Origin of the sequence: Campylobacter sp. MG1, from assembly GCF_026616895.1 — a bacterium.
Lineage (GTDB): Bacteria > Campylobacterota > Campylobacteria > Campylobacterales > Campylobacteraceae > Campylobacter_E.
On the sequence record NZ_JANYME010000004.1, the window covers coordinates 119,286 to 139,050 of the forward strand.

Sequence of the window (19,765 nt, forward strand, 5' to 3'; positions counted from 1 at the left end):
CTTTTATTTTGATACGCTTACTTTGCAAGCTCTAATTATTCTGTCATTTATCATATAACCCTTTTGAAACATAGCTGCAACACAATTTGGTTCAAGCTCTGCTTCAACATGCATCATAGCTTCGTGATAACTAGGGTCAAATTCATCACCTTCATTAGCTACGATTTCTTTAATTCCGTGTTTTGCTAGGATATTTTTAAATAAACTTAAAGTATTATCAATACCTTGTTTAAGTTGTTTTGAAAACTCATCATCTGCTTCAAAATTACTAGCATTTTCTAATGCGTCTAAAACAGGTATTAAATCCTTAAGCAATCCTTCTTGTGCATATAAAACAGCACTTTGCTTATCTTTTTCTAAGCGTTTTTTATAATTTTCAAAATCTGCATTAGCTCTAAGATAAGCGTCTTTTAATTTTGCAAATTCTTCATTTGCCTTATCAAGCTCTGCTCTTAAAGCAATTTCTTCATTACTTAACTCATTTTGTTCGCATTCACAATTTTCATTGCATTCGCAAACTTCTTCGTTATTTACTACATTTTCTTCTTGCGTGGCTTTTTCGCTCATATCGCCTCCCTTAATTGATTTAAAACATTTTCATAGTCTGTAAAAATACTACCTGCAATTATTAAAGAGCTTTTATTTTGCATATAATTACAATCTAATTTAACTCCCATAAAATCAGGTAAAAATAGCTCATCATAAATCAAGTTATTAGTAAAATAATCAAGTAACTTTAAATTCATAATAGAACTAAATGAAGAAAGTTTTACAATATTTGCAAAAATTTTTTCTCCACATATAAATTTAATTTTATTTTTAAAAGAATTTTCAATATCACTTAAAGTATTTATTAAATTTAATCTATATAAAATCGTCTTAATATCATTTATCTCGTATCCTTTTAACTGATTAAAAAGTATATTTAATTCATCGTTAAAATCAATCAAAACCCTATTTTCTATAAAATCTAAAATAATAAATCTATTTTCAATGTTTAAAATATCATTTAAAAATATTTTTTTGTTATCAACAATAAGGAAAAACAAATCATTCTCGTTAGCAACTCTTAATAAATTTAAAGTTGAGTTTAATTCTAATTTAGAATTTAATTCATAATTAAAAAATTGCTTCCAATAATATTTCATAGCTTTTTGAGTAGGAATTCTTCCACCGCTTGCGTGAAGTTTTGAAATATAACCATCACTATCAAGTTGTTTAAAATAAACTCTTATAGTGCTTGCAGGAACATTCAAACTATCTTGCAATAACATAGAGCCAATTGGATTTTGCTCGCTTAAATAAGCTTTAATCATTTGCTCTAGTATAAAATCAGTTTTTTTACTCATTATCACTCATACCTTAAAATTGATAAACGAATTATATCACTTGAGTTGTTAACTATCAAGTAACTATTTAGTCTAATACACTCAACTTAATTTAGTAAAATTATTTAATCATATATTTTATACATTATTTCGTATATATTTTATTTTTTAATGTATTAATTTAAGGATATTTTGTATTTTTTATATTTTTTTACAAATATAAACTCCGTTTTAGCGAAGTTTAATTTTTAAAATCGTATAATTTAAAAATGATTGAGACGAACGATATATTTAATTTATTACATAATGCGATAGAGAGTAAAGAAAATGGTAAGAAAATTTCTTTGCAAGCAATGTCGCAGCGTTTAGGATTACCTATGCGAACTTATCAAGACTGGCGTTTAGGTAATTCTAAACCACAAGCAGTAAAAGCTGTATTTACAATGCTTTGTGAATTAGATGATGATGAGTTATTATTTTTAATGTCTCGTATAAGAAAACAATTAAAGGATTAAAAGTGATTACCGAAAAGGAAAGAATAGAATTAAATTTAATATTTACTCATATAAAAACAAGTAAAAGGGATATGGTTAAAAAATATCTAAAAAATACATTAAAAAAGCTTTATATTTTAATCAAGAGATAATTTAATTTTTTAATGTGTTCTTATAAATTTAATACTCTTGTTTATTTTTTATTATTTTATCTAATTAATCAGTTTTATTTGTTGTAAATTCAATATTATCTAAAGGTATTTTTATGAAAGTAATTTTTGGCCCAGTTAATTCAAGAAGATTTAAAAAATCTTTGGGTATAGATTTAAGTCCTAATGAGAAATGCTGTAATTTTGATTGTTTATATTGTGAGCTTGGAAAAGCTAAATTAAAATATGAAAATAAATCAAATTTAAGTGTTGAATATATAATAAATGAGCTAAAAGAAGCTTTGAAAATACATAAAGATTGCGATTATATAAGCATTAGTGCAAATGGTGAACCTACTTTATATCCATATTTAGATGAATTGATTATAAAAATAAATGAAGTTAAAAAGAATGCAAAATCATTAATTTTGAGTAATGCAAGCACAATTTTTGATAAAAATATTCAAAAGGCATTATTAAATCTTGATAGCGTTAAACTAAGCATTGATAGTGTAAATCCTAAAGTATTTCGCAAAATTGATAGAACGAATATAGATATAAATAAAATAGTTCAAGGTATAAAAGAATTTAGTCAAATTTATAAAGGTGAGTTGATTTTAGAATGCTTGGTTTTAGATGGTATTAATGATAATGAAAAGGATTTTATTGCTTTAAATGATATTTTAAAGGATATTAAAGCAACTAGACTTGATTTAGGAACTATTGATAGACCGAGTGATTATAATGTAAAGGCTGCAAGTTTTGAGAAATTAAGCAAATTGGCTAGTTTAATAACTAATATAAAAGTTAATATTATGAGTAGAAATACTAACATAAATAAATATGATGATTTGCTTAAAACTATTAGTTTAAGACCATTAAGCTCACAAGAAATTGATGAAAAAGATATAAAAATGTTAGATGAATTAGTAGATAAAAATATAATAAAATGTGTGAAAATAAATGATATTAATTTTTATAAATTAAACAAATCAAATTCTAATTAATATAAAAGCTATTGTGATTAATTTGCTTATTTTAAGTGTATTTATAAACTAAGTGCGAATGAAAGAAAAAGGGCTTGATTTTAACATCAAGCTTTGTTATATCAATATTAAAATTATTTAAAAAATATTCATACAAAAGCGAATAATTAGATTTATCCGTATAAATACAAATAATATTCTCATCATCTTCTATTAGTAAAGTATCATAAAATCTTTGATTATTTAAAGTAAAAATTTTATAAATATTTTTAAAAAATACTAAAAGTATAAAATTACAAACACTCATAAAAATATAAAATATACTCAAAAAATTATTTAATTTATATAATTGTTGTTTGCTTTGAATATTAAGGCAGGTTTTATAGATTTTAGCATTTTTTAAATATATTGTTTTTTCTTCTTCATTAAGCTCATCTCTTTGCCTACAACTATGATTAATAAAATAAATAAAATCCTTATGAAAATATATAATATTAGGCTTTTTAAACTTATAATGTAAATATCGCTCATCAAAATATGCAGCAATAATAAATAAATTAATACTAGAAACTTTCATAGAAAAATTTCCAATATACATAAAAACACAAAAACAAATAAACAAAGCGCTAGAATGAACTAAGCTAGTAATATAAGCGTTTTTATCTTTTAAAGAAAATAAAGGCGTAAAATTACTAGAAGTTAAATATTCACTCAAATTTTCTCCTTATTAAACTTTTCTTCTATAAACTGTAATTGCGATTTTTGTAAAATCACCCCTTATATTATCATCATCTATTAGATTTGTAATGACTGCTTTATATGTTTTATTTTCAGGTATAAAATAAAATCCAAGATATCTTATTGCTACATGAACCTTTTCATTTTTAATATTTATACTTATTCTACCACTTACATCTGTGTTTTCATTTGGTGTAGCGACTTTATCAAATACTAATATCTCATTACCATCTTTAGTAAGCTCATATATTTTAATATCAAGTGCAAGTGGATAATAAGGATTATATATTATATCATTTTCTATTTTTTCATCGTATAAATGAACTGAGTAAAAATTCTTACCTACTTTACCATATTCAAAACGCAAAGGATAAAAAGCATAAAGTCCTAAATGCTCTCCTATATCTTTTCTTTGTGGCTTAAAGATTATTTCAAATTTAGTGCCTTTTTTGCTTAAGTCAAATAAAGTATATATAGGAGTTTTTGGTATTTTATCTTTATGAAATATATCAAATAATCCAGCATTTAATAATGAAACTAACATAAGTGATAATCCAAGTTTTTTAAACATTTAAACTCCTTTATTTTTTTCATATCATAACATTATTTAAGAATATTTCTTGGTTTGTAAGTGTGTTTAAAGGTTGAAATATAATTTTTAAATTCTTAGAATTTAAAATGGATAATTAAATATTTTTTATTGTTTAACATTTGCCTTTATTAGGAGTTTTATAAGTTGAATATTTGTAAAATTTTAATACAGATTATTTCAACTCATTTTTTCTCCTTTTTTAGATTTGTTTCACAACCAAAAATTTTAAATTTATTACATCTATTAAGAGTTTTTTCTGAATATGGTTGATAAATTACATTAGATACCATATCTAAAATATCAATAAAAGTTATATTATAATAACTGTCATATCTAATATGATTTAAATTATTAAATTTATGATAATTTAAAATATAATCACTACCCTTATACTCTATAATAAAAGTTTCTTTTGCTTCTTCGTAATATTTATTTGACATTTTCATTTTATTAGAATTTTTTAAAAGTTCTAATAGATTTTTATTCTTCATAGGATGATTGCAAAAATCTTTTTCTATAAATAATATATTTCCAATTTCACCTGATAAAGCTAAGTAATTTTTATCATCTAAAACTACATCACTTATAGTTATACTTTTATGTTTTTCTATGTATTTTTTACCTTTAATTTTACTTATAATATAAAGCTCATTATTTTTATCAACTTCATAAAAAGAATAACTCACATCATTATCAACACCATAGATATTATCACGCCCTATATCTTTATAAACTTTTCTATCAAGCCCTAAATCCCAGCAGTATTTAAGAGTATCTTTTACTTCTTGGCTTGCGTAAGGCTTAGCATCTACAATTTTTGGCTTTATTTTTATATCCTTATATCTAAAAAAATCTTGCCAAAAATTATTGAGTTTTAGTAATTTTCTACATTTTTCTGGCTCATCAATAAATCGTCCATGCTCATATCGCATATAGTTATCTTTATTGCATTCTATTGAGTTTTCTTGAATTATTTTTATATGTTCTATTAGTTCTTTAGGATAGGTTTTTGAGTTTTCAAGACTAGTGCTAAGCTCTTTTATTCTAGCTTTATAAGAACTTATAATACAATTATTATCATCTTTGCAATTACTAATGATTTTTATAAACTCATTTTGGTCTTGTTTTATCTCTTTTGTAATATATGCAAAGCTTTTATAAATACTATCTAGCTCTATTTTTAACTTATTTATTTGATATGAATAAATATTTGTAATTAGTAAAATAGCTAATATTTTAAACATAACTCTCCTTTATTTTTAATATCATAGCATTATTTAAGAATATTTCTTGGTTTATAAATGTGTTTAAAAGTTAAAATATGATTTTTAAATTCTTAGAATTTAAAATGGATAATTAAATATTTTTAATACTTTTAATGTGTTTTTTATGAATATGAGTAGTTATAGTGAAATTAAGCTAGGAAAACCTAGCTTAATTTTTTTAATGTAGTTCTTTCCAGATTGCGTTTTTCCAAGCATAAGCTAATATTGCTAATAATGCAAAATAAGCCATTATTTTGTATCCTAAATCTTCGCGTTCAGCTTTTTTACTATCTCCAACGCTAGTTAAATAAGCAACAACATCATCTTGAGCTTGTTCGTTAAGTCCAACTCTAGGCATTGCAGTTCCTGGAAGTTGTTTTTGAGTATCGTTTATAAATTTATGTAAATACTCATCTCCTTTAGCACGAATTATTATTGATAAATCAGGTGGCGTTGAACCCATATAATCTTTTAAATCTCCGCCATTTACTTTAGCAATAAAACCATCGTATTTAACATCATGACATCTTCCGCAAGCTTCTTCAAAGATAACTTTTTTGTTCTCAAAATTAATTTTTGCAACTTTTTCGCTATCGCTTAATTTACTTGCATTTATTTCATTAGCAATTTTTGTTTTTTTTGCTTCAAGAGCAGCTTTTCCGATACTATTTAAATATCCTACTATATTAGCAACTGATTGAGCATTTTCATCACTTATACTGCCATCATCTTCTAAAAATGCTGTCATCATAGGATGTGGATTTTCATCATTATATTTTTTGTTATTTTTCATAGCAAGTGCAGGATTAAGAGAAATTGCCATTAAGAATTTACTATCATAAATAGCTCCTGCTGTACTTAAATCAGGATAAATAATACCTTGAGCGCTAATTCCATCATCAGCAGCTACTAATTCATCAAATTCAACTCTATGACAGCTAGCACAATTAGCTTCAAAATCAGCTTTTCCAGCTTCAACATCAGTTTTTAAACTAGCTATTTTATCAACATTAGCCCAAAGTTTTTTAGTATCTTCTAATTTTTTTGTAGCAAAATCAATATCATCTTTTTTACCACTTTCATTAGCTTTTTTTAATTCAACTTCAGCTTGAGCTATATCGCCTGCTTTAAAATCAAAATTAACTTCGCTAGTATGTTCGTGCATTTGTGAATGAGCGTAAGGCTCAACTCCCCAATAAACAATACCTGTGAATATAACTAATATTGCAAATATTTTTAACTCTTTCATTACTTAGCCTTTCTTTCCATAAGAGTAATTACTGGTAAAACTACTATTAATAATGCTAAAAATGTAACAGAAGCAATAGTTGCTATTGTATTATTAATTCCAACAGGAGGTAATTTACCATAAATAGTAAGAACAATCATATCAATTACTAATAGCCAAAACCATACAAAAAATGCTCCACGCTTATGTGCAGGCGCTACTACATTTGAGCGGTCTAGGAATGGTAATACAAAGAAAATTACTTGAGCTATACCAAAGCAAGCAAGACCAACTTCATAAGAAAATCCTCTTAAGATTTCATAACTCCATAAGAAATACCATTCAGGATAAATATGTGGTGGAGTTTTAAGTGCATTTGCTGGTTCAAAGTTAATTGGATCCATAGCAAAATCATAGTGAAAGCATACTAGATAAAAATAGAAAATCATAAATAAGCAAACATAAAAAATATCTTTACATAAGAAATCAGGCCAAAATGATATAACTTTCGCTTCTTTTTTCTTGCCAGCTAAATATTTTTCAGCTTCTAAATCAAAATCAATTTCTTCAGCAATTTCGTTATTTACATGTGGAAATCTTAAAGCATAAAAGTGAATTGCAACAAATGCAATAACAACTATTGGTAATAAGCAAACATGTAGCATAAAAAATCTATTTAATGTAGCATCTCCAACAGCGTAATCACCTCTAATCCATTCAACTAATTCAGGTCCTATGAAAGGAATACCACCAAAAAGATTAGTAATAACCATAGCAGCCCAATAGCTCATTTGTCCCCAAGGTAGCATATAACCACTAAATGCTTCAGCAGAGAATAATACGAATAATACCATACCGCTTATCCAAATGATTTCACGACCTTTTTTATAAGAGCCATAATAAATACCTGTTAATAAGTGTATATACATTACTAAAAATACTACCGACGCAGCAACCCCGTGCATATGTCTCCATAGCCAACCATATTCAACTTCTTGCATAATAGTTTTATTTACACTATCAAAAGCAAGTGCAACATCAGGTTTATAATACATTACAAGTAAAAGTCCTGTAATAAATAGTATTGCAAACATAGTAAGTAAAATTACTCCCATTGCCCATAAAAAGTTAATTTTCTTAGGAATCCAGTATTGTGTCATCATAACTTGCATAAATTTTTTGATAGCAAGTCTTTGATCTAGCCAATCAACAATTCCATTTGATTTTTCAAAATGTGCCATGATTAAGCCTTTCCTACATTTTTCATAATTTCTTCATACTCTTTGCCAACTTCTCCTAAAACTAATTTAGTTCCATCAATTGAAAAAGGTGGAATTTCAAGTGGTTTAGGAGGTGGTCCTGACATATTTTTTCCGCTTACATTAAATTTTCCACCATGACAGGCACAAACAAATTCTTTATCAGCTGAATGATATGCTGGAATACAACCTAAATGAGTGCATAGTCCAATTACTACCGTATATCTTGCATCTCCTGCTATTATATCTGTATTGCTTTGTTCCATATCACTTGATTTTTTTAGAATGAATATTGGTTTTTTTCTCCATTCAACAGTTCTTAGCTCTCCATCAGCTAAAGGCGATAAATCAACGGTTGTAAAACCTGCTGCTTTTACACTAGGAAGTGGATCCCAAGTTTTTTTCATACCCACTAGTGTAAAAACACCACCAACAGCCGCAGCAGCGCCTAATGTAAAGCCCATAAAGCTTCTTCTACTAGCCATACTTATCCTTTCATAAAATTTGAAAATAAATAGCTAGTTTAATAGAATTTAGGTTAATATGAGTGGAATTTATTAATATTTTTAGAATAATATTTTTAATTATATTATTCTATAAAAAAATCTAAAATTTTAATTATATAGTTAGGGAAACATAAGTATGAAAACTGGGTCATTATTCGGAATTTTAATGTTAGTAGTGATTTTGTTGTCTGCTTGTATTTATGGTTTTGCTTTTTATAAGACACACGCAAAAAATGATGAATATGTAGCTAAAGTTGAAAGAATTAGTGGATTAAAAGGTAAAAGAATAAATGCTTTAAGAGGTGATATAATAAGTGCTGATGGGTATACATTGGTAACAAGTAGAAAAATTTATAGAGCTGAGATTGACATTAGAAGTATAGATAAAGATAGATTAGATTATTTTTTAAAATTATTCCAAATTTATGCTTTTTTAAGTGATAAAGAAATTAATAATATAAAACAAAAATTAAATGAAGCAATAAAAAATCAAAAACCGTATATATTTAAATTAAGTCAAAATATTGACCAAAAAGCAGCAAGTTATTTAAGAGAGTTGTCAAGAAAGCTTTATTACTCTGGCTTTTTTAAAAATTTTATAAATTCATCTGGCAAGGCTGAAATTAGAGGGCTTGATATAATAGAGCATGGTGATGTTAGGGTATTTTCAAAAGGAGATATTTTAACGCCTGTATTAGGTTATTTAAGAAGTGTTGTTAATAGTAAAGATAAGGTATATGAAAATTTACCTGAAAAAGGTTTAGAGAAATATTATGATAAGTGTTTAACATCGCAAAGTGATTATAAAATTGAAGGCTATAAAGATATAGGTGGAAATATTATTATAAATTCAAATAGTTTTGTAAGCAATCAAGTAGATGGTTGTAATTTGCATTTAAATATAAATTTAAAACTTCAAAAAGGTTTAGAAAATATAGCAACCGATGCTAGCAATGTTTATAAGGCAAAACAAGTAATAATAGGTGTTTTAGATAGTAAAACTGGAAAAGTATTAGCATTAGCTACATCAAAAAGATATGATCCACATAATAGAAAAAAAGATTTATCATTTTTAAATACTGATGCTGTTGAATATGAGTATGAGCCAGGTTCTGTTATAAAACCAATTGCATTTGCTAATCTTTTAAAATTACAAAAAATAACACCATTTCAATGGATAAATACTCATAAAGGGGTATTAAAGTTAGATAAATTTTATATAAAGGATACTCATCCAATGGATGGGATGATAGCTGAGGATATTATAGTTCATTCGTCTAATATAGGTATGGTTGAAATTTCAAATAAAGAAAGTGCAAAGGAATTAATTCAAGGTTATAAGGATTTTAATATAGGCAAGGCTACTGGTATTGATTTGCCATACGAGAAGTTCGGTTATTTGAAGGACAATGTTAGAATTTATGAAGTAGAAAAAAATACTATGGCTTATGGATATGGTTTTAGAACTACTTTTATTCAACTTTTAGCAGCTTACAATGTATTTAATAATCGTGGTCAGTGGGTAAGTCCTAGAATAGCAAGTCATTATCAATTTAAAAATGAAATAGGATATTTTAAACAACCAGTTGTTAATGAAATTTTACCACTTGAGATTGCTAATCAAATGAAAAGAATATTGATAAAAACAGCTAATCAAAAATCTTTGGTAAAATTTTGGCCTGATGGCGTAATAGTTGGTGGTAAAACAGGAACAGCTAGGATTAGTTCAAATGGTGGATATAAGAAAGAATATAATTCTAATTTTTTTGGGTTTGTTAATGACAAGTATGATAATAAATATACTTTTGGTGTTTTAGTAATAGCACCTAGTGTAGATAACAATTCTTATTATGCAGCAAGAACTGCATTACCTACAGCTGCCTCAGTTATTAATAGGTTAATTGAAGATAATTTTTTAAAAGTTACAAATGATAATGATTAATTTAATTTTAATAAAATGAATGGTTATGAATGGGGTTTAAATGGTTGATTTAGATAATGCTTTAGTATTAAAAAATAGAATGGTTTATTTTAGCAATCAGGTATTGACAAATTTTAATGGTGCTGTTTTAGGGCTTAGTGGTGGGCTTGATAGTGCTATTGTATTAAGAATATTAAGCGAGTGCGAAAAAAAGCCACATTGTCTTATAATGCCTACTAATTCTTCAAATAAACAAAATTTAGATGATGCTATTTTATTAGCAAAAAAATATTCCTTAATGTATAAAGTTATTAATATACAATCAATATTAGATGAATTTATTAAAACTAGTGAAAGTACAAATAAAATTTTAACAGGCAATTTTGCCGCTAGAATTAGAATGACTTTATTATATGATTATTCAGCTAAATATAATTTATTAGTAGCAGGGACTACTAATAAAAGTGAACTAATGCTTGGCTATGGCACTATTTGGGGTGATTTAGCTTGTGGATTTAATATTTTAGCTGATTTTTACAAAAGTGAGTTATTTGAATTTGCTAAATTTTTGCAATTACCACAAAATATTATAGATAAAAAGCCTAGTGCTGACTTTTATGAAGGTCAAAGTGATGAAGAAGATTTAGGTTTTAGTTATTATGAAATTGATAAATTTTTAAAAGATTATGAGAATAATAAAGTAGTTGATAAACGTTACGAAAGTTTGTTAAATAGGATTGGGCGTAATGAATTTAAAAGAAAAAATATAAAAATATTTAAAAGGTAGAAAATATGAAAGAAATCTCTTGTTTTTCAAATAGTATTACAGAATATGATAAGGATTTTTTAATAAAGTCTTTAAATAACGATGAAAATATTATACAAAATTTAGAAAATAAATTAAAAGAATTATATAGTGGCTCACATATAGTTTTAACTAATAATCATACAGCAGCACATCATTTAGCATTATGTGCTTTAGATTTAAAAAGAGGGGATAAAGTTTTATGTTCGGTTAACTCATTTCCTAATATAGCACAAAGTATAAGATTTTTTGATGCTGAACCTATATTTTTAGATATTGAATTAGATAGTTTTAATATAGACTTATCGTATTTAGAAAAAGCTTTAATAAAACATAATCATAAAAAATTAAGAGCAATAGTTGTAAATCACATAGCTGGAAAATCAGCTAAATTAGATGAAATAAAATTATTATGTAAAAGATATAATGTTGAGGTTATAAATGATTGTGGATTTGCACTTGGTATGACTTATAAGAATGAACTTGTAGGTAAAAATGAATTAATATCATCTTTTGGTTTTAATGCAATGGGAAAGGATCCAATATTTGCTGGTGGATTTTTAGTTATAAATGATGATGAAATTTATAAGCGAGCAAAATTATTAAATAATAATGCAATTACTCAAAATGCTTGGGGAAACGATGGTAACCTTGGATATTTTTATGATGTTACAGATATAGGACATGAATATGAAATTACAAGAGTTTGCGCAGCACTTGCATTATCAAAACTTAATCATTATAAAGATTATATAAAAAGAAGAAAAGAAATAGCTAGAATTTATGATGATGAGTTAAATAGATTAAAACATATAAGACTACCATTAATTGATGATGAGCATGTATTTACTAGATATATTATAAAGATTGATAAAAATAGAGATAGTTTTGCTAAAAAATTAAAAGAGTTAGGAATTAATACAGGAATTCATTATATTCCTATTAATTTTTTAACTTATTATAAACAAAAATATGGTTTAAAAATAACAGATTTTCCAAATGCTTTATCAAATTATACTCAAATTCTTTCAATTCCAATGCATCCGAATTTGAGTAATGATGATGTGATAAGGGTTTGTGATAGTATAGTAGAACTTGATTCAAGTTGGATTTAATGGGTTTTATTGATAGATATTTTTTTAATCCTAATTTATGGCAAAAGATTTTAATTTTCATTCTTTTGCCGTTTTCTTATATATATTCTTTTATTGCTAGTAAAAACTTTAAATCTACAAAGAAAAATGATTTTAAAATTCCAATAATTAGCGTAGGAAATATCAGCGTAGGCGGTAATGGTAAAACCCCATTTTGCAAGGCTTTAAGCGATATGCTTTATCCTATTTATAACGATGATATTTTTATTATTCTTCGTGGTTATAAACGCAAAAGCAAAGGTTTGCTTGTAGTAAAATTGCATAATCAAATTCTAAGCGATTATTTAAACGCAGGTGATGAAGCATTAGAACACGCTTTATTTACAAAAGCAAATGTAATAGTTAGTGAAGATAGAATTAAAGGCATTCAAAAGGCTATTAGTTTGGGTGCAAAATGTATTATTTTAGATGACGCTTTTTCTAAGACAAATATAAAAAAATTTGATATTTTATTAAATTCAAATATAAAATATAAATATAATTTTACCCTTCCAAGTGGAGCTTATAGACTTCCTAAAAGTTATGAAAAATTTGCAGATTTTAATGCTTATCAAGATTTACATTTTAAAAGGACTTCTTTTATTAAAGACATTAAAGAAGATATGATTTTAATATCAGCTATTGCAAAGCCTTTTAGATTATTGCAATATAAAGATTTAGTAAAAGCTTATTATTTTTATAACGACCATTCAAGCTTTAATAAAGAAGAGCTAATAAATCTTATGCAAAAGCACAATGCAAAATATATTTTGCTAACCAAAAAAGATTATGTAAAAATAAAAGATTTTAATTTAGAAACTATATTAATTGATGAAGAATTAATAATTTTTGATGAGTTAAAAACAGCTATATTTAATTATTTAAAGGAATTTAATGTATCTTATAAAGACAACCAGCAATGATTTAGAATTGCTTAAAAAAATTGCAAATAAAATAATCAAAAAAGAGCTTAGCAAGTGTATTCATATTGCTAAAATTACAAGTATTTATAAATGGGACGGAAAAATTATTAATGATGATGAGTTTAGTTTAGAAATAAAATCAAAAAATATAAAAAAGGTTTATAAAATAATCAAAAAACACCATAATTACGAATGTTTTGAGTTTGTGTATTATAAATTTAAAGCAAAAGATAAGTATTTAGAATTTTTAAAGGAGAAATAATGATATTTTATTCAAGTAGAGATGAAAACATTACAAGTGATTTTGCAAATGCACTTAAAAACCCACTCTCAAGCGATGGGGGATTGTTTTGCCCTAGTAAATTGCAAGTATTTAATAAAGATGAATTAAAAGGTTTGGGTTATAAAGAATTTGCTAAAAAGATTTTTTCAAGTTTGAGTGATGATTTGAGTAATTTTGAAAAGAGTTTAGATGAATATTTAGATTTTGATACTAAAGAGCCTTTTGTTATCAAAAAACTTGATAGTAAAACTGATATATGTGAATTATTTCACGGAAAAACTAGAGCTTTTAAGGACTTAGCATTAGCACCACTTGCAAGACTTATGGATAATGATAAGCATTTAATTATCTGTGCTACTAGCGGAGATACAGGCCCAGCAACTCTTAGTGCATTTAGTAAAAACAAAAGCTCAAAAGTAGTTTGTATTTTCCCAAAAGGAAAAACAAGTGCTGTTCAAGAGCGTCAAATGGCTAATGTAGATTATGGTAATTCTTTAGTTTTAGCAATTGATGGTAATTTTGATGATGCTCAAAGCACATTAAAAAATCTATTAAACGATAAAGAATTTAAAGAAATTGTAAAAAATCAAGGCTTAAATCTAAGTGCTGCAAATTCACTTAATTTCGGAAGAATTACTTATCAATTGCTATATCATTATTATCTTAGTCTTCAATACAAAAACCCAATAAATGTGATAATTCCTAGTGGGAATTTCGGTAATGCACTTGCTTGTTTTTATGCTAAGCAAATGGGTGCAAATATAGATAAAATCAAAATCGTAAGCAATGAAAATACAATTCTTTATGATTTCTTTACTACAGGTGAATATGATTTAAGAAATCGTGAGTTTAAATGCACTTATTCTCCTGCTATGGATATTTTAAAATCATCAAATCTTGAACGCTTAATGTATTATTTCTTCGGAGCTAGTAGAACTAAACAATTATATTTAAGTCTTGAAAGTGATAAATATTTTAAAATCACTAAAGATGAACTTGCTAGATTAAAAGAGCATTTTATAGCTTATAAATGCAGTGATACTGAAACATTAGAAAATATTAAAGCTTATAAAAATTATTTATTAGACCCACACACAGCAACAGCGATTAATGCTCTTGATGATAGTTTTAATGTGATTTGTTCTACTGCTGAATGGACTAAGTTTACCCCTAGTATTCAAAAAGCTTTAGGTATATTTAAAGATGAATTAAGTGGCATTAAAGATTTGGCTAAAAAGTATAATTATAAGCTGAATGATAGTCTTTTAAATGCTTTAAATTCAACTAATTATTATGCAAAAGATATAAAAGTAGATGAGATTAAAAAAACAATAATAGAATGGATAAAACAATGATTATAATTCCTGCTAGACTTAAATCAAGTCGTTTTAGTGAAAAGATTTTAGTGCCAATCAAAGGCATTCCTATGTGTATTTACACAGCTTTAAATGCTAGTAAGGCTGATAGGGTTGTGATTGCCACTGATAGTTCTAAGGTATTAGAATTGGCAAAAGAATATAATTTAACAGCTATTTTGACAAAGCAAACTCACGAAAGTGGGACTGAAAGATTAGCTGAATGCGTTGATATTTTAGGTCTTAATGATGATGAGCTAATTATAAATCTTCAAGCAGATGAGCCTTTATTTGAGCTTAGCAATTTAATTAAGTTTAAAGAATTTTGCAATGAATTTAAGAATGAATTTTTTATGGCGAGTTGCTATACTATAAAAGATACTCCAAGTGATGAAAATATGGTAAAAGTAGTCCTTGATACTAAGCAAAATGCTATATATTTTTCAAGAGCACCAATTCCTTATGATAGAGATAAAAAGGGTGTAAAATACAATCATCATTTAGGCATATACGCTTATAAAGCTAAGTCTTTAAAAGAATTTATAACTCTTAAATCAAGCTTAGAACATATTGAAAAATTAGAGCAATTAAGAGCTATTGAAAATGGCAAAATAATTAAAATGTGCGAGATTAATACAAAGTCTTTTGGTATTGATACAAAGGCTGATTATGAAAGATTATTGCAGGTTTTAGAAAATGACAAATGAGCTAATTTTAGCCATTATTAGTATTGTATTTTTTATAGTTTGCATTATTTTTTATATTCGTTATATAAATATTTTTAAGAGTGAGAGCTCGCTTAAAAACGAGTTTTTATCTCTTGCTAAAGATAAAGAATATTTGAGTGTTTTGAGTGAGAATTTAAAACAAGAATTAAATAGTTATAAAAATAATTTAGTGCAAATTGAAAATGAAAGAAATAATTTAAATATTCAAAACTCGGCTTTAAGTGAAAAAGTAAATAATCTTGAAAATGATTATAAAGAATTAAAAAACGAGAATAATTTTATAAATGCTGAAATAGCAAACAAGCGTAATCAAAATGAAATTTTAAATACAGAACTTTCAAGGCTAAATGAAGAGCTTAAAAATACTAAAGAGCAATTTGAAAAAGAGTGCGAAAACTTAAAAAATACAAAAGATATTTTAGATAATTTATCTTCTAAATACCATTTAGAAAATGCTAAAAACGAAGCTTTAAACGAAAAAGTAAAATTGTATGAAAACAATTTAAAATCTTTAGAAGAAAAATATGAAAATACTTTAAAAACCTTAGAAAATAACTTAAAAGAGCAAAATGAAAAAAGCTCAAAATTAATTTATGAAGAAAACACAAAAGTATTATTAAATAATTCAAATGAGCTTTTAAATAAGATTTTTAGCCCTTTAAAAGAGCAAATTAGCGAATATGAAAAAGCTTTATTAAAGCAAAATACAAGTATAGAAAACAATATAAAAATAATGTTTGAAACAAGTCAGAATTTGGGTAAAAAGGCTGATGAATTTGCTAATATTTTAAAAGGTGATAAAAAGGCTCGTGGGGATTTTGGAGAGATTATGCTTAAGCAGTGTTTATTATCTAGTGGGCTTGTTGAAAACGAGCATTTTTTTATGCAAGAAAGCTTTAAAGATAGTGATAATAATACAAAAAGACCAGATGCGATTGTGTATTTTGAACCTAACAAATGCGTTATTATTGATTCTAAGTTTTCTTTACCAAGTAGTGATAATTTAGAAGTTTATAAAGATGAAATTGCAAATAATTTAAACGCTAGGATAAATGAACTTGCGAAAAAAGATTATGAATTAGCGGTTGATTTTGCAAATGAATATGTGATTTTATTTGTGCCTTATCAAAATATTTTAGATTTAGCCTTAGAAAGTGATTCGCAGATTTTTAAAAAAGCCGAAGCTAAAAAGATATTTTTAGTAAGTCCTACTACGCTTTTTATGGGACTTAAAATGATTTATTTTGGCTGGAAAAACTATGAAGTAAATCAAAATGTTAATAATATTTTTATTGAATTTGGTAAATTTTATGATAAATTTGCTTTATTTTATGATGATTATGAAAAACTTAAAAGGCAAAGTATTGATAGTTTTAACAAAATTAATATACATTTGTATGGTAGGGGAAATATAAAAAATCGTTTAGAAAATCTTAAAAAACTTGGAGCCAAGGCATCAAAAGAGCTACCAGAACATAATAATGATGAATTTTTACAATTAACTAATAATGAAAATTAGTAAAATTAAATTGATAATTATAAAAATAATTATCAATTTAAGTAATTTTTAACTTTTAACTCTTATAATAATCAATATCAAATTTAAAGGATTAAAAATGAAACTTTCAAAATTTCTTATTACAGGTATGTTTTTAGCAAATTCAGCTTTCGCACATCAGTTTTTTCCAATGAAAACCGATAGTGGATATAAGGTAGGATTTTGGGCTGATGATCACTGGGGAGTGTATCAATCAGATAGAGTTTTTGGTATTAGTGCAAAGTCAAAAGATGGTAAAAATTTAAAGGCTGGTTTTGATTATTTAAACAATACAATATTTATTGAAGGTGACGCTGCTGTTGCGACATTGAGTTATGATTTTGGTTATTATACTTTTACAAAAAATGGTAAGCATTATCATAGTAAAAGAAGTGAATTAACAGATAAAGATGGTGCTAACGAAGTCATACAAACTAGAAAGATTTTTAAAATGGGTAAAAGTATATTTTCTTGGAGTGAGGCATCAAGCAGACCTTTGGGATTAAAATTTGAAATTGTTCCATTAGTAAATCCTTTAGAATTAAAAGCAGGGGATAAATTAAAACTTTTAGTTTTACTAGATGGGAAACCGATATCAGGTGTAGATTTTGAAGATCAAAATGATGATATTGATGGAGTAATTACAAATGAAAATGGTGAAGCTACTATAACTTTATCAAAACCAAAGGATGGCTTACAAATAATAGCTGCAGGAATTAAATTACCATATAATTTAGATAGATATGGTGATACTTTACAGCTTACTACCACACTTAGTTTTAAGTCAAAGTAGATTATTAGGGAATTGTTTATTCCCTATATTTGTTAGATAGATATTCTTTTTCTAAATTTAATAAATATTCTTTTATTCCATTAACTGCACAAGTAAAATTTCCTATAGAAGCATCAGAACGAATTACTCTATGGCAAGGCAATATTATTAAATATGGGTTTTTTGATAATGCAGTTCCAACTGCCATGAATGCTTTTGAATTTAAACTATTTGCTAATTCTTTATAAGTAACAGTAGTTCCATAAGGTATTTTTTTTAATTGATTTAATACATTTTGTCTAAAAATTGTATGTTCGTTTAAATTTAATTTAATTTTTGAAAAATCATATTTTTCACCATTAAAATATTTTTCTAATTCTATTTTTGTCATTTTTGTTATATGATTTGATTTTTCTTGTATGGAGTTAAGATTTGTTATATCAATAGATACTAAATATTCATCATTTGCTTTAATTAAAACTATAAAATTCTTAAATTTAATTTTTTCTATATACATTATGCACCGAAACTACCAGAACTTGCTTTACTAGTATTTGAACTTTTAAAAAAACCGCTACTTTTTGAAGCCCCTGCACTAGGTGTGCTTTTAAAGCTATTTACACTTCTTTGATATGCACTTGGATTTTGATAATGTGTAGCTTTGTTTGCATTAAAATGTGAATTATTAAATAACTTATTGCCTATCCAAGAGCCAATTATTGCGCCTGCTACAGAGCTTAGCAAAACTTCGCCTAATGAATGATTTGAGCTAATACTTTCATTTGTTAATGAGCTTTGATTTGCTTCTATTTTTGCATTTTCAGCTTTTATTAGCTCATCCATCTCAGCCTTGCTTAATACTCTTTCATTTCCATTTAATTCTTTTAGAACTACTCTTGTTTCATCACTTGGAAATTCATCTTTAATTCTGTATTGTTTAGGAGCATATTCTTCTATTATTAAAAATGAGCCTTTAGCTTGTTCTTGTTTTTGTTCTTCTGCTCCACAAGCACTTAATAATGAACCAGCTACTATTGCCGTTAAAGATGCTTTATAAGTTAAATTATTTAAATTCTTAAACATATTTTCTCCTAAATCTTTGATAATTTTTTGTTTCTTATATAAATTTGATTATTTTCTAATTTGATTTTTTTGCTTTTGAATAATCTTGAAACTAAATATTTTTTAATTTTATCTCTCTTTTTTTCTTTAAATTTTAATAGATATTCATCTAATAAAATCCATTTTGCTTTGAAAACTACTGGTAAATTTATATTATTTTTTAATTCTTCAATTTCTTTTTTTAGTTCTATGTTTTCTTTTAATAAATCTTGTACTTTTAGAAACAATTCATCATTTAATTCTTTTTCTTGTAGTTCATTTATTATGACATAAGTTTTATTATTTTCTTTTATAGATTGCAAATTTCCACGTCTAATACGATTATATATAGCTTCTTTGCTTACATTTAAGTACCTAGCTGCATCTTTAATTAGAAGTTTCATATATTACCTTTAAAAAAAGGGGAATTTACCCCTTTTAATTAGAGCTTAGACTCGTAGTGTCTTAGCATATAAAGACGCTTAAGCATTTTTTTCTTAGCAGAAATTTTTTGCTTTTTGCGAATTTCAGTCATAGGCTCAAAATAGCGTCTTGCTCTAACCTCAGTTACTATAAGGTTACGATCAGTTTGCTTTTTAAATTTGCGATAAGCCTCGTCAAAAGATTCGTTAGCATGAACTTTAATCCCTGGCATGGCAATC

The 19,765-nt window shown here is 25.9% G+C and carries 23 protein-coding genes; 11 read left to right on the forward strand and 12 right to left on the reverse strand.

What is annotated here, in order from left to right:
- Positions 1 to 3 precede the first annotated feature (3 nt).
- Together NY022_RS04715 and NY022_RS04720 are read right to left on the reverse strand one after the other, a co-directional pair.
- Positions 4 to 567, reverse strand: coding sequence for a nucleotide exchange factor GrpE (locus tag NY022_RS04715; RefSeq protein WP_214118832.1), 564 nt, complete (start codon positions 565 to 567; stop codon positions 4 to 6).
- Positions 564 to 1,349 carry a hypothetical protein gene (locus NY022_RS04720; RefSeq protein ID WP_214120281.1) on the reverse strand — a complete coding sequence of 262 codons (786 nt, stop codon included), beginning with the start codon at positions 1,347 to 1,349 and terminating at the stop codon, positions 564 to 566. The genes NY022_RS04715 and NY022_RS04720 overlap by 4 nt, the downstream gene beginning before the upstream one ends.
- 248 nt (positions 1,350 to 1,597) lie before the next feature.
- On the opposite strand from NY022_RS04720, the gene NY022_RS04725 reads away from it, so the two are divergent.
- Positions 1,598 to 1,843: an XRE family transcriptional regulator gene (locus tag NY022_RS04725; RefSeq protein ID WP_214118828.1), complete on the forward strand. Its 246-nt coding sequence runs from the start codon at positions 1,598 to 1,600 to the stop codon at positions 1,841 to 1,843.
- Positions 1,844 to 2,087: 244 nt separating this feature from the next.
- Positions 2,088 to 2,978 (forward strand): radical SAM protein, encoded by an 891-nt coding sequence (locus NY022_RS04730; RefSeq protein ID WP_267523968.1) that lies wholly within the window; start codon positions 2,088 to 2,090, stop codon positions 2,976 to 2,978.
- Between the two features lie 31 nt (positions 2,979 to 3,009).
- Here NY022_RS04730 and NY022_RS04735 read toward each other — a convergent pair whose 3' ends face one another.
- From NY022_RS04735 to NY022_RS04760, 6 genes are all read right to left on the reverse strand, one after another.
- The gene (locus NY022_RS04735; RefSeq protein WP_267523970.1) at positions 3,010 to 3,672 is read right to left on the reverse strand and encodes a hypothetical protein; all 663 of its coding nucleotides are present in this window, start codon (positions 3,670 to 3,672) and stop codon (positions 3,010 to 3,012) included.
- A gap of 12 nt (positions 3,673 to 3,684) precedes the next feature.
- The gene (locus NY022_RS04740) at positions 3,685 to 4,266 is read right to left on the reverse strand and encodes a hypothetical protein (protein ID WP_267523972.1); all 582 of its coding nucleotides are present in this window, start codon (positions 4,264 to 4,266) and stop codon (positions 3,685 to 3,687) included.
- Between the two features lie 203 nt (positions 4,267 to 4,469).
- A complete protein-coding gene (locus NY022_RS04745) occupies positions 4,470 to 5,531 on the reverse strand; it encodes a hypothetical protein (RefSeq protein WP_267523974.1) in 1,062 nt (353 codons plus the stop codon).
- 199 nt (positions 5,532 to 5,730) lie between these two features.
- The gene (locus tag NY022_RS04750; RefSeq protein WP_267523976.1) at positions 5,731 to 6,801 is read right to left on the reverse strand and encodes a c-type cytochrome; all 1,071 of its coding nucleotides are present in this window, start codon (positions 6,799 to 6,801) and stop codon (positions 5,731 to 5,733) included.
- Complete coding sequence (locus NY022_RS04755) at positions 6,801 to 8,021, reverse strand: cytochrome b (RefSeq protein ID WP_214142682.1); 1,221 nt, start codon at positions 8,019 to 8,021, stop codon at positions 6,801 to 6,803. Before NY022_RS04755 ends, NY022_RS04750 begins: the two co-directional genes overlap by 1 nt.
- Positions 8,022 to 8,023: 2 nt before the next feature.
- A complete protein-coding gene (locus tag NY022_RS04760) occupies positions 8,024 to 8,524 on the reverse strand; it encodes a Rieske 2Fe-2S domain-containing protein (protein ID WP_214117862.1) in 501 nt (166 codons plus the stop codon).
- Between the two features lie 157 nt (positions 8,525 to 8,681).
- On the opposite strand from NY022_RS04760, the gene NY022_RS04765 reads away from it, so the two are divergent.
- The 9 genes from NY022_RS04765 (at position 8,682) to NY022_RS04805 (ending at position 18,023) form a co-directional block, all read left to right on the forward strand.
- Positions 8,682 to 10,487: a peptidoglycan D,D-transpeptidase FtsI family protein gene (locus NY022_RS04765; protein WP_267523980.1), complete on the forward strand. Its 1,806-nt coding sequence runs from the start codon at positions 8,682 to 8,684 to the stop codon at positions 10,485 to 10,487.
- Positions 10,488 to 10,527: 40 nt separating this feature from the next.
- Entirely contained in the window at positions 10,528 to 11,253 is a 726-nt protein-coding gene (nadE, locus tag NY022_RS04770) for an NAD(+) synthase (protein ID WP_267523982.1), read from the forward strand.
- 5 nt (positions 11,254 to 11,258) lie between these two features.
- On the forward strand, positions 11,259 to 12,386 hold the full coding sequence (locus tag NY022_RS04775; protein WP_267523984.1) for a DegT/DnrJ/EryC1/StrS family aminotransferase: 1,128 nt from the start codon (positions 11,259 to 11,261) through the stop codon (positions 12,384 to 12,386).
- Positions 12,386 to 13,327: a tetraacyldisaccharide 4'-kinase gene (locus tag NY022_RS04780; RefSeq protein ID WP_267523986.1), complete on the forward strand. Its 942-nt coding sequence runs from the start codon at positions 12,386 to 12,388 to the stop codon at positions 13,325 to 13,327. Before NY022_RS04775 ends, NY022_RS04780 begins: the two co-directional genes overlap by 1 nt.
- Positions 13,299 to 13,589 carry a divalent cation tolerance protein CutA gene (gene cutA / locus NY022_RS04785; protein WP_214120292.1) on the forward strand — a complete coding sequence of 97 codons (291 nt, stop codon included), beginning with the start codon at positions 13,299 to 13,301 and terminating at the stop codon, positions 13,587 to 13,589. The genes NY022_RS04780 and cutA overlap by 29 nt, the downstream gene beginning before the upstream one ends.
- A complete protein-coding gene (thrC, locus tag NY022_RS04790) occupies positions 13,589 to 14,965 on the forward strand; it encodes a threonine synthase (protein ID WP_214117853.1) in 1,377 nt (458 codons plus the stop codon). The genes cutA and thrC overlap by 1 nt, the downstream gene beginning before the upstream one ends.
- Positions 14,962 to 15,672, forward strand: coding sequence for a 3-deoxy-manno-octulosonate cytidylyltransferase (gene kdsB, locus NY022_RS04795; protein WP_267524050.1), 711 nt, complete (start codon positions 14,962 to 14,964; stop codon positions 15,670 to 15,672). Before thrC ends, kdsB begins: the two co-directional genes overlap by 4 nt.
- Complete coding sequence (gene rmuC, locus NY022_RS04800) at positions 15,662 to 17,212, forward strand: DNA recombination protein RmuC (RefSeq protein ID WP_267523989.1); 1,551 nt, start codon at positions 15,662 to 15,664, stop codon at positions 17,210 to 17,212. Before kdsB ends, rmuC begins: the two co-directional genes overlap by 11 nt.
- A 97-nt stretch (positions 17,213 to 17,309) precedes the next feature.
- On the forward strand, positions 17,310 to 18,023 hold the full coding sequence (locus NY022_RS04805; protein ID WP_267523991.1) for a DUF4198 domain-containing protein: 714 nt from the start codon (positions 17,310 to 17,312) through the stop codon (positions 18,021 to 18,023).
- 16 nt (positions 18,024 to 18,039) lie between these two features.
- Here the strand turns inward: NY022_RS04805 and NY022_RS04810 are convergent, their stop codons facing one another.
- The 4 genes from NY022_RS04810 to rpsU are packed head-to-tail and all read right to left on the reverse strand — an operon-like array spanning position 18,040 to position 19,758.
- Positions 18,040 to 18,519 carry a methylated-DNA--[protein]-cysteine S-methyltransferase gene (locus NY022_RS04810; RefSeq protein WP_267523993.1) on the reverse strand — a complete coding sequence of 160 codons (480 nt, stop codon included), beginning with the start codon at positions 18,517 to 18,519 and terminating at the stop codon, positions 18,040 to 18,042.
- Positions 18,519 to 19,085 (reverse strand): UPF0323 family lipoprotein, encoded by a 567-nt coding sequence (locus NY022_RS04815; protein ID WP_267523995.1) that lies wholly within the window; start codon positions 19,083 to 19,085, stop codon positions 18,519 to 18,521. The genes NY022_RS04810 and NY022_RS04815 overlap by 1 nt, the downstream gene beginning before the upstream one ends.
- An 8-nt stretch (positions 19,086 to 19,093) precedes the next feature.
- A complete protein-coding gene (locus NY022_RS04820) occupies positions 19,094 to 19,507 on the reverse strand; it encodes a hypothetical protein (protein ID WP_267523997.1) in 414 nt (137 codons plus the stop codon).
- A gap of 38 nt (positions 19,508 to 19,545) precedes the next feature.
- Positions 19,546 to 19,758, reverse strand: a complete 213-nt coding sequence (gene rpsU, locus NY022_RS04825) for a 30S ribosomal protein S21 (protein ID WP_267524052.1) — start codon at positions 19,756 to 19,758, stop codon at positions 19,546 to 19,548.
- Positions 19,759 to 19,765: the final 7 nt, after the last annotated feature.